We start from the raw sequence: 11098 nt of genomic DNA on the forward strand, positions 1-11098 counted from the left end.
GCGATGGAGCTGTTCTATAGGGAGGTTCTCCGGCACGTCGACGCCCTGCGGATCTATCTGTCTGGGCGTCTACCGGATTTCGATGACGACGTCCAACGCGGGTTGTTCCTGCGCGGACGGGCGAACGATCCCAGCCGCCCTGACCATTTTCTGAAGGCCGCAAAGGAGAGGACGGTGGGACAGTACACGTCCCTGTCGGACCTTTTAGTCGGCACGGTCGGTTGGATGCGTACCACTTTCCTGCAGGAGGATGGGCACCGACACTACTGTGTTCCGACGGAGCGGTTCGAGGCGTGGCAGGAACTGCTGACCGACGTGCCGCCGTTGCTCGTCGTGGCCGATGCATTGCGCCAGCGGCGACCATTTGGCAATCGCTTGCTCCGACTGGACGCCGAGGCATTCCTTAGCGCCGTCGTCCGGCCCCAGCTACGGTATAGTTCCCTGCCGACTGTGCGGGAACCCCGGCTCGACCACCTAATCCGGTCCTTGGGTTTGGATGAAATGCACATGCATCTCAACGGCGGAACGGAAACTGAGTTGGTCTGGCTTGATGCCATGGCGAAGCCGAAGGGCTTTGCCCTACAGTTTCTGAAGTCGGAGCTGAATAGCGAGGTGATTGAGCAACTGCAACAGGATGACCAGATGCTCACACATCGCGAATTGTTGCGACGCCTGCATGTTGCGAGGCGGCTGCGGCGATTGCTGACCTATGCTGTCATCCTGCCGCTAGCCGGGCATAAACCGGTTGGGTTCGACGGCTTCTCCAATCGCAGGCTTACCGAACTAATGGCGTGTGACGTGCCGGCGCGGGAATTCGAAGCGGACTGGCCGTTTCCGGCCAGCGAGCATCCAATTGAAAGCGCCTACGGCAAGATGAAGGAAGATGTCACGCCTCTAATGCAAGAGGCGTTGTTTCTGGCGGCGATCCTCTCCGCACTGGAGACGACAGCGTCTGACTGGTTAGTCCACGTTTCCTATTGCTACCTTCTTCTCCAATCTCAATTCATGCGGATGCTTGTGCAGCAACGTGATCAATATGGGTTCGACCAGTTCCAGAAAATCACCATCAATGAGCTGCGCGAACTCACTGAGAAAACCTATGAGAGCAGATTTCACCAACTTGATTTCACCGAGCGTGGAGATTTGGACTTGTTGGAGGGCCGCTTTGCGCCAAAGGCAAATCGGAACGACACGGCGGCATTGCTTGCAGGCATCATTCAGGGCTATCAGCGTTTCCACGGCCGGAAATTCAACAAGCCGCCGACCCTCGAGCAACTGCTCGACGACTGGCAACCACCGGTGGATGCCAAGCGGCTGCGCCTGGCGTTGGTCGGGCATTTCGTCAAGTTAAAGGACACATGGAAGCCGGGAACGTCCGAGCTTTCATGTCGTCATTATACACTCCGCCAGAAATTGCGCACCCAGTGGAACGTCCTGTCGAAACTAGTTCAGCGGTATCCAAATCTGCGCCGCTACCTAGTGGGGTTCGACGCAGCCGCCAATGAGTTGCATGCTCCCCCCGAGGTCTTCGCACCGTTGTTCCGGACAATCCGAAAGTCCGGCTTCAACCACTTCAGCTACCATGCCGGCGAAGATTTCGTTCATCTGCTGTCTGGGATCCGGGCGGTTTATGAGACTGTCAAACTGGTCGGCTTGCAATGCGGCAACCGGATTGGCCACGCAACGGCAGTCGGCATCGAACCAGCGCTATGGCGCGAGCGCATGGGATCCGTCATCACCCTGACCCGCGGGCAGCGGCTGGACGATTTGGTCCTGGCCCATCGCCTGTTGTCCGAGGTCGGGGAGAGTGGCGCGATTGTCAGACTTGGCACCGAGATCGGTCGCCTGTCCCGGGAGATCTATGGCAGTGCCGAACCTCCCGACCTCTTGTACGAGGCATGGGAGATGCGTCGGCTTGATCCCCTCGTGGCCTTCGGACTGTCCGGCTCGCGCCTGACCGCCCTCGACCAGACCATAGAGGCGGAATTCGCCGAGGTGGAGGAGGCTCGGAAGAACTGGAAAGCCTTCGATCTCTTCACCCGCTATCACGGTGCTGGGGGACATAGCGACGTGGTCCGCTGCAGCGAGGAGAAGATCGCCGTCGACTGTGAGGCAATGGACGAGCCCCTAAACTCGGAGCAGATGCGACTGTTACAGGATTGCGTTCTGAAAAAGATTAACACGCGCGGGATCGTGCTTGAGACACTGCCGACTAGCAATATCCGGATCAGTGTGTACCGCACCTATGCCGAGCATCACGTCTTCCGCTGGATGGGTTTGAAGGGACGGGGCGAACGAATGAACGTCTGTGTGGGTTCAGACGATCCGGGCATCTTCGCGACTAACCTCCGTAATGAATACGCGCATCTCCTCAGGGAACTTGACCGGCAGTGCGCCAGCATCGGTCGTGACTCGTTGGAAGAGTTAAGGAGCTTAATTGAGAGTGGAAAGATATGGCGTTTCCAGAGCAATATGAGCACTTAAGAGCGCGGGTCAACACTTCTAGCCTTCGCGCTGATGTGCATCAGAACCGAAATGGGACCCCGTGCTGCACGTCGTTAAGAATGCGGATCACCGGCTCCGCCGATCCGGCTCTGGTCGGAACGGTGATCGCCGCGCTGTCGGGGCGGTCAACCGCCAGCACCGCACCGACCGTGAGCGCGGCCACCGTCGACCGGGTGCGCCCAGAAAAGGCGATCAGATAAGGCCACAGCCAAGCGACGAAGGTCGGGGGAAGAGGGATGGCGAGGTGTGCCGTGGGACACCTGTGGTGTCGTCAGAGGTTGACCAGCCAACAACCTTTCGCCGACGGTATTGCGACGCCCGCGTATGACAGGACACCCTCCGGCGTCGCCGACGCCCAGCTTTCAGCACGCGGCCCACTGCTCCCGCAAGGCAGCCCACAGACGACGCTTACGATGATGCGGCTGATCGACGCGCAGTTTCTGGAAACGCCCCGGTACGGCAGCCAGCAGATGACCCGTCATCTCCGACGCCAAGCACAGGATGTCAACCGCAAGCCCATCCGCCGCCTGATGCTGCGGATGGGCTTGCAGGCGGTCTACCAGCGTCCAAAAATGGTAGTGTCTCATCTGGAGCACAAAATCTGACCGTACCTGCGTGCGATGCCATAGTTACCAGTGGCTGCCCTCGGCTCGGCGCGAATTGAAAATTCGCACCTCCCCTCACGCCCTAATGTTTTCCTGCCAGTATACAACAATCTGAACATGCACATAATTTTCCTCCATCGCCGTAAATATTTTTTCAAATTAATGGCTTGCCAGATAATGAACACATGGCTATAGATATAAGCTTGGCCTGCATTTATTGTTTCGCCCGCCCGACCCACGCCTATCTCGGCCTGTCGCCGGGGCTGGATTTCGAGACGAAGATCTTCCGCAAGGCCCGGGCGGCGGAACTGTTGGCGGCGGAGCTTCGCGCCAAATCCTACCGCTGCCAGCCGCTGGCGCTCGGCGCCAACACCGATCCCTACCAGCCCATCGAGCGGGAGCAGCGCATCACCCGCGCCGTGCTGGAGGTCTGCCGCGACTTCAACCAGCCGGTGATGATCATCACCAAATCGGCGCTGGTCCTGCGCGACCTCGACATCCTGGCGCCGATGGCGGCCAAGGGCTTGGTCAACGTCGCGCTGTCGGTCACCACACTCGACCGCGACCTCGCCCGCCGGATGGAGCCGCGGGCCAGCACGCCGCAGCGGCGCCTTGCCGCCATGCGTGAGCTGACGGCGGCCGGCGTGCCGGTGGCGGTGCTGGCCAGCCCGGTGATCCCGGGGCTCACCGACCATGAGCTGGAAGCCATCCTGACCGCGGCGGCGCAGGCCGGGGCGACTCAGGCCAACTACATCCTCCTGCGCCTGCCGCTGGAAATCGCCGATCTGTTCGGGGAATGGCTGCGCGAGCACGCGCCCAACCGCGCCGAACGGGTTCTCAGCCTGATCCGGCAGTGCCGCGAGGGGGAGTTGTACCGGTCCCAGTTCGGCAGCCGCATGAAGGGCTCCGGCCCGGTGGCGGAACTGCTGTCGAAGCGTTTCAAGCTGGCCTGCCGGCGCCTCGGCCTCAACGCCCGCGACGCCGCCCTCAACTGTGCCGACTTCATGCCCCCGCCGGCCCGCGGCGAACAACTGACGATGTTTTGACCGGTCCATCTTGCACGGGAGCGAACCGGCCCGCTCCGAGTTGATCGGTCGGCCGTCATTGGCCTACCTTCTCCTGCCCGAACACGCCCGCGCCGGTGGCGATGACCCGGGATGCGGTTCGAAGGCTGAGGGAGACGGGGAGATGGCCACGATCGGTGACGTCCTGGCCGTCGCTTTCTCCGAGCATCGCGCCGGCCGTGTTCCCGAGGCGGCCGCCCTCTACCGCCGGGTGCTGGAGGCCGACCCGGCGAACCCCAACGCCGTGTATCTGCTCGGCATGGCCGAGTGGCAGAGCGGCCGGCCGGTCATCGCCCCGACCCTGCTCGGGCGCGCGCTTCGGCTCAATCCCGGCTGGATCGAGGCCCGCGTCAACCGCGCCAGCGTCCTGGACAAGGCCGGCCATCCCGCGGAGGCCATCGCCGAATGGCGGCGGCTGATCCTCGTCGATCCGGGTCATCCGCAGGCTTGGCGCCATCTCGGCGACGCCTTCCAGTCCCACGGCGATGCCGGCGCTTCGCGGGCGATCGATGCGTTGCGACGCGCGGCCCACCTCGACCCCGGCTTGGCCGAGGTCCATCACGATCTGGGGGTGGTGCTCCGCCGCGCCGGCCAACTCGACGAGGCGGTGGAGAGCCTGGTCCGCGCCATCGCGGTCAAGGCCGATCTGGCGTCCGCCCACATGAACCTGGGCAACACCCTGCTCGAACGCGGCGATGACGCCGCAGCCCAGGCCAGCCTGCGGCGTGCGCTGGCTCTCGGCCCGGCCAGCCCGGAACACTGGTACAATGCCGGCAACGCCCTGTACGCCCATGGCGATTCCCTGCGGGCTCTGCGCGCCTACCGGCGGTCGGCGCGGCTGGGGCTTGCCCTCGCCCATCTGCGGGTGGCGACGGTGCTGAGCGATCTGGGCCGCTTGGCGGAGGCCGAGGCGGAACTGATCGAAAGCCTGCCGATCCCCGGCGTCGGCGTGTCCCTCAGCATCGAGTTGCTGAGCAACCTCTTCCTGCGAGGCGACCGGCTGGCCGAAGGGCGGGCGTTCTTCACCCGGCTGGCCTCGACGCCGCTCGGCGGCGTGGCCTATCGGGGGGAGTGCCTGACCGCGCTGGCCGCGCTCGACCTGCGGGACGGCGCCCCTCGGGTGGCCCGCGACCGGCTGGCGGCGGTCCGCGGCGACAACGGCTGGTTCTTCACCGTGAAGTCGCTCGCCGCCTTGCGCGCCACCCTGGCCGACCAGGGGCTCCAACTGGTCCGCCCCGCCGCCGCGGGGACGGACGGTGGGCACCGGCCCCCGCGCGTGACCTCCTCGTCCCTGGCCACCCGGGGGCGCTTCGCCCACACCGTCCTGGAATACATCCTGGTCCGGCTCTACGCCGAGACTCACGGATTCGTGCTGGAGACTCCCGACTGGGTGGGCGGCGCCTTCTTCGAGCTGAACGATCCGCCGCAGAGCGGTCCGCTGCCGCCGCTGCTGTTCGCCCGCCGCACCCTCAACGAGCTGGTGAGCGGCGCCACGGTGCGGGCGCCGATCGCCGACCGCGACATCCTCTCCCCCCTGTTCCTGTTCGAGCACAGGCGGGAATACCGGCAGCGGGTCCAGTCCTGGCTGAGGCCGCGCCGGGTCTGGGAGCCGCAACTCGTCCCGGCGATCGAGCGGTTGCGGGCGGCGGGAAACACGGTGGTCGCGCTCCACATCCGGCGCGGCGACTTCGTGACGTCCAACTATCCGATCACCGAGACCGCCTGGTACGTCGACTGGCTGCGCGACTGGTGGCCGCGCCTCGACCGGCCGGTGCTCTATGTGGCCAGCGACGACGTCGCGGCGATCCGGCACGCTTTCGCGGAGTTCCATCCTCTGACCCGGGCCGACGTCGTGGAGGAGTGGGCAGGGTTGGACTTCCTTCAGGACTTCCACGTGCTGATGAACGCCGACGTGGTCGGCACCAGCGCCGCCAGCGGCTTCAGCGCGCTGGCGGCCCGTCTCAACACCCGCGCCCGCCTGTTCGTCGAGCCGGACGTCGCCGCCCGCCGCATCCGGCCCTTCGAACCCTGGACACCCTGAGGCACGGCAACACGGGGGTTATGGGCGGGACCGCGCGAGGGCCTGGAGAGCGGCACGGACGCGGCCGACGACAGGCGCCCAGTCGCCGCGCCTGTCCTGACGGAACAGGCGCATGGTCGGGTACCACGGCGTGCACATCCCCTGGTCCAGCCAACGCCAGTCGGGGGCAAAGGGCAGCACTGTCCAGACCGGCCGGCCGAGCGCCCCGGCCAGATGGGCCGGCGCCGTGCAGGAGCTGATGACGAGGTCGAGATTCTGCATGATCGCCGCGGTGTCGGCGAAGTCCGTGATCTCCGCGCCAAGGTCGGTGAAGGACGGCGGCAGCGGTCCGCAGGTTTCCAGGTCCTGCCGTCCCGCCCCCTTCTGCAGGCCGAAGACCGTGACGCCCGGAACGTCCAGCAGCGGAAGAAACGCCTTCAGGCGGGGCGAACGGATGTGATCCGCCTTGAAACCGGGGTTTCCCGCCCAGACCAGCCCCACCCGCAGCCCCGTCCGCTGACCGGGCGGCGACCCGATCCGCGTCGCCCAGCGTGTCGCCAGTTCCGGCTCGGCGCGCAGATAGGGGGTGTCGGCGGGGATCGTGTAGAGCATGGTGCCGAGCCGATGCGGCAGGCTGGCCAGGGCGTCGTGCGCGTCGTGCGGAGGCGGCGGATCGAACCGGCTGACCACGCCCTCGATGCCCGGCATGGCGGAGAGCAGGCGGACGAGCTGGCTGTTGCACTCGACGACGACGCGCACGCCCCGCGCCTGAAGCTGCGGGGCGAAGCGGGCGAACATGATGGTGTCGCCCACCCCCTGCTCGTCATGGACCAGCAGGGTCCGCCCGCTGAGGTCGGAGCCGTCCCAGGGGGGTGAGGCGAAGCCGCGCCGGGGCGACGGGAAGTCGGCCATGCGCGACCGCCATTCATACTCGGCGAACCCCTCCTCCAGCTCGCCCTTGATGAGCAGCCCGAAGCTCAGCGCGGTGTGCGCCTCCGCCAGGGCCGGGTCGAGCCGGACCGCGGATCGCGTCAGCGAAATCATCTCGTCGATCCGCATCAGGTCGCGGGCCGCGAGGCCGAGGTTGAGGTGGGTGTGCGCCGCATCCGGCTGCATCGCGATGGACTGCCGGAAGCAGGCCACCGCCTCGTCGAGCCGCCCGAGATCCTGAAGCGTGACGCCCAGGTTGTTGAGGACGCCGGGATCGCCCGGCGCGAAGCCGAGCGCGCAGCGGTAGTAGCGGACCGCCTCCTCGGCCCGGCCGAGACGGCGGTGGGCCATGCCCAGGTTGGCGTAGGCGGCAACCGACGACGGCGCCATGCCGAGAAGGACCATCAGCTCCTCGATCGCCTCCTCGGCGCGGCCGTCCAGGATGAGCGCCTGCGCGAGCAACAGCCGCTGTTCGGTCAGCCGCGGCTTGAGGCGCAGCAGCCGGCGCAGCGCGGTCGCGGCGTCGCCATGCCGGCCCTGGTCCGACAACACGTTCGCGACGTTGTTGAGCGCGTCGGCGGAACCGGCGTCCAGCGCCAGGGCGCGCCGGCCGCAGGCCACGGCCTCGTCGCGCCGGCCGAGCCGCCGCAGCGCGCTGGCGAGGTTGGAGAAGCAGGCCGCGTTGTCGGGGGCGGAACGGATGGCCTGCCTCATCCACTCCACGGCCTCCGCCGGCTTGCCGCCCTGAAGCGCCAGCGCGCCCAGGAGATGCAGGGCGTCCGGGTGGTGGGGGTGATCGGCGAGAACCCGCCGGTACGCGCTCTCCGCTTCGGCCAGCCGGCCGGCCCCGTGATGGGCGAGGCCCGTCGCGACGAGCGCTGTGGGGTCGGGTCGATCCATGGTGGCTTTGGTGGGGAAGGCCATGAGTCTGTGCTTTGTCTGTGCTTGTCCGTGCTTCCTGGGGTCGGCGATCAGAACAGGACCCGCGCCGCAGCCTTGTTGGCCGCTCCGTCCTGCACGTGCGCCAAGGCCCGGCTGGCGGCGAGGCTCAGGGGCTCGCCGTTCGGCCGGCCGAGCGCTTCAGGGTCCCCGCGCCGGCGGGCGCCGCCGGGGTCCTTCGCAGCCCGCGCCATCCCTAGGCCACCGCCGTCACGAAGGTCTCGGCGAAGGCGCGCCAGGTGCGCTCGCCGCGCAGGAAGGCCCGCGCCTTGTCGGCGCGGTCGCGGGCGGCGGCGCGGTCGGTGTAGAGGGTTTCAAGATGGGCGACGGCCTCTTCGACGGACGACTCCCCCCAGCCGCGGCGCCGACCATCGGGATCGGTGACGGGGTCCTGCCGGAGCAGGGGCAGGCAGGCGCCGTCGCGGATCAGGTCGAGATGGCCGGTGTTGGCCGACAGGATGACCGGCACGCCGCAGGCCATCGCCTCCATGGCGACGAGGTTGGTCGCCCCTTCGCAACGGTTGGGAAAGAGGGCGGCGTGGCATTCCGCCAGGATGGCGGGGATCTGGCCGCGCCCGAGAAAGCCCATGTCGACGAAGCCCTCCGGCGGCACGCCGCAATCCATGGCCCAATCCACGATGCGCAGCTTGCCGTTGTCGCCCACCGCGGGGGCGGAGGGCACCAGCGGGGATTCGGCGATGTCGGTGGAGGTGTGCGGCCAGGGATTGTGCCACGCGGTGACCAGCAGCGCATCGGGATGGCGCTCATGGAACCGGCGGAAGGCGGCCAGCACGATGTCCTGCCCCTTGCGGAACTCCACCTTCCCGCCCGAGAAGACGACGAAGCGGTCGCCGAAGCGCCGCGCCGGCGGTGCCGGTGCCATCTCGTCCGGGTCCACGCCCTGGAAGGCGCAGCCGACATCGGTGAAGCCCTGTTCGGCCAGCAGGGCCCGGTTGTACACGGAATGGACCACGATCCGGTCGTAGCTCCGCGCGCGGCGCAGCGTGTCCTCGTCGAACAGAGTGTCCTCGAAGGCGATGACCCCGACGTTGCGGCTGCCGCGGAACCGGGCGGAGAGCGGACCCGCCACGAAGCCGTTGCCGAGCGCGTGCAGCACGGTGCAGTCGTTGAGGCCGAGCATCCGGTCGCCCGACCGGTCGGCGATGGCGGTGATCTGCCGATGACCGTCCATGAGGACGTTCAGCTTGGCCCGGTTCTCCGGCCGCATCGTGGACAGAAGCGGTTTTTCCAGCAGGAGCGGCGGCCGTCCCCGGTCGATCAGATGCAGCGCCGTGTGGACGCCGACCAGACCCCAGCCGTGAATTTCCGAAAGCTGCCACGTCAGCGCCAGGTTCTGCTGCATGCACGGCTTCCCGACGCCTTCCGCTGCCAACTCCGTCACGCGCCGCACATCCATTCATGCCCATGGCCTTGGATCGTAGGATAGCAGAACGCGAACGCCGGTACACGGCGTGAGCCGCTGTCCAGCCTGAGCCGGCATGACCGTCAAAATCGCCTTTCTCGACCCGGCGGGTGGGGACTGCGCGCCGGACACGCCGCGTCTGCGCCCGCTCGGCGGTTCTCAATCGGCCCTGTGCTGCCTCGCGGAGGCGGCGTTCTGGCGCCGACGGATCGCCGCGGCGGGGCGACGTCCGGGTGGGCATCCAGTGGCGCGCCGCGGGGGCCGAACGCTTGATTCCGCTGGAACGCTTCGCACGCTTGTCGCACCTTTCCAGGGTGCGGCTGTACAGCCTGCAAAAGGCGGACGGACCCGGTCGGTGGGAGCGGCCCGACGACCGGCTGGGAATCGTCTCGCTGCCGGACAGGGATGGGAGTGGTGAGGATGAAAGTTTTGCCGACACCGCTGCGATCATCCAGGGCATGGACCTGATCGTCGCCTGCAATCCCGTGGTCGGCCACATCGCCGGCGCCATGGGGCGTCCGGTGTTCCTGACCTTGCCGTGGCTGGGGGACTGGCGCCGGATGCGCCTTCCCGACCGCACGCCCCGGTATCCGGTGACCCGGCTGCTCCGCATGACGCGCTGGAGCGATTCGGACAGGGTGATGGCCCGGGTCGCCGCCGAGATCGCCGCCGCGCTCGCCCGACGCGCCGCGGGGGTGTCGTGACGGACGGGATCGAAGCGGCGACCCGGCTTTACCGCGCCGGGCGGCTGGCGGAGGCCACTGACGCCTGCCGGGCCGTGCTGGCGTTGGAACCGGGGCGATTCGATGCGCTCAACCTGCTCGGCGCCGCGCTGTTCTCAACCGGCCAGGACGGCGCGGCCAGGGAGGCCCTGCGCGACGCGGTTCGGATCGCTCCGGGGCACGCCGCCGCGCTGACCAACCTCTGCATCGTCCTGCAACACCGCCGGGAGTGGCCGGCCGCCGCGCGTGCCCTGCGCACGCTGGCGGCGGTGCAGCCGGAGTCCGCGACCGTCTGCAGCCGGTTGGGCATGGTGTCGCAGGAAACGGGGGACCTGGACGGGTCCGTCCGGTTCCTGCTGCGCGCCACGCGCCTCGATCCCGGCATGGCCGTGCAATGGTACAATCTCGGCCTGATCCGGATGCTCGCCGGCGACGTGGCGGCGGCTTCCCAGGATCTGCGCCGGGCCATCGCCATCGCGCCCGAAGGCGCCGTCGCTTGTGTCCAGCTCGGCGAAACGCTGCTGCGGTTCGGTCGGGTGGACGAGGCCGCCGGGGTTTTCCACCGCGCGCTCCGGCTCGACCCGGCCGCTTCCGAGGCGGCCAACGGCTTGGCGCGCTGCGGGCGATACCGGGCCGCGGCTATGGCGGCACCCGCTCCGGCTGCGGGATCGAAAGCGGGGCTGGCGGTCCGCGGCGCTTTTTAAAGCGCCCCGGGCTACGGCCATTTCTGCCCGCGCCTCCTCCGGACGCTGCGCCCGCGGGGCGGGGCCCCCCCGGCGGTCGGGGTCTTCGGCCCCCGATCCCTGGAAGAGGAGGATATCCACCCCCCGGTTCCCGCCCAAGCCCCGCCGAACTTCCTCATTCCCCCGGCGGTGGAGGGGGGGGCCCGG

At 67.7% G+C, this 11098-nt stretch carries 7 protein-coding genes and 1 pseudogene; 6 read left to right on the forward strand and 2 right to left on the reverse strand.

Annotated elements, in window-relative coordinates; genetic code table 11:
• Positions 1-3: 3 nt before the first annotated feature.
• The 4 genes and pseudogenes from GBZ26_RS06055 to GBZ26_RS06070 all read left to right on the forward strand — a co-directional run bounded on the left by GBZ26_RS06055 (position 4) and on the right by GBZ26_RS06070 (position 6215).
• Positions 4-2484, forward strand: coding sequence for an amidohydrolase family protein (locus tag GBZ26_RS06055; protein WP_174438063.1), 2481 nt, complete (start codon positions 4-6; stop codon positions 2482-2484).
• Between the two features lie 365 nt (positions 2485-2849).
• Positions 2850-3107: pseudogene (locus GBZ26_RS06060) on the forward strand (IS3 family transposase); the annotation flags it as partial.
• 206 nt (positions 3108-3313) lie between these two features.
• Complete coding sequence (locus tag GBZ26_RS06065; RefSeq protein ID WP_246653808.1) at positions 3314-4156, forward strand: PA0069 family radical SAM protein; 843 nt, start codon at positions 3314-3316, stop codon at positions 4154-4156.
• A gap of 142 nt (positions 4157-4298) precedes the next feature.
• Entirely contained in the window at positions 4299-6215 is a 1917-nt protein-coding gene (locus GBZ26_RS06070; RefSeq protein ID WP_174438064.1) for a tetratricopeptide repeat protein, read from the forward strand.
• Positions 6216-6233: 18 nt separating this feature from the next.
• On the opposite strand, the gene GBZ26_RS06075 is transcribed toward GBZ26_RS06070, so the two are convergent.
• Both GBZ26_RS06075 and GBZ26_RS06080 read right to left on the reverse strand, forming a co-directional pair.
• Positions 6234-8048 (reverse strand): tetratricopeptide repeat protein, encoded by a 1815-nt coding sequence (locus tag GBZ26_RS06075; RefSeq protein ID WP_174438065.1) that lies wholly within the window; start codon positions 8046-8048, stop codon positions 6234-6236.
• Between the two features lie 211 nt (positions 8049-8259).
• Positions 8260-9426 (reverse strand): glycosyltransferase family 4 protein, encoded by a 1167-nt coding sequence (locus GBZ26_RS06080; RefSeq protein ID WP_174438066.1) that lies wholly within the window; start codon positions 9424-9426, stop codon positions 8260-8262.
• Positions 9427-9782: 356 nt separating this feature from the next.
• On the opposite strand from GBZ26_RS06080, the gene GBZ26_RS06085 reads away from it, so the two are divergent.
• Positions 9783-10190 (forward strand): hypothetical protein, encoded by a 408-nt coding sequence (locus tag GBZ26_RS06085; protein WP_174438067.1) that lies wholly within the window; start codon positions 9783-9785, stop codon positions 10188-10190.
• Complete coding sequence (locus tag GBZ26_RS06090; protein ID WP_174438068.1) at positions 10187-10912, forward strand: tetratricopeptide repeat protein; 726 nt, start codon at positions 10187-10189, stop codon at positions 10910-10912. Before GBZ26_RS06085 ends, GBZ26_RS06090 begins: the two co-directional genes overlap by 4 nt.
• Positions 10913-11098: the final 186 nt, after the last annotated feature.

The sequence above is a fragment of the Azospirillum formosense genome (assembly GCF_013340925.1).
Classification (GTDB): Bacteria; Pseudomonadota; Alphaproteobacteria; order Azospirillales; family Azospirillaceae; genus Azospirillum; species Azospirillum formosense.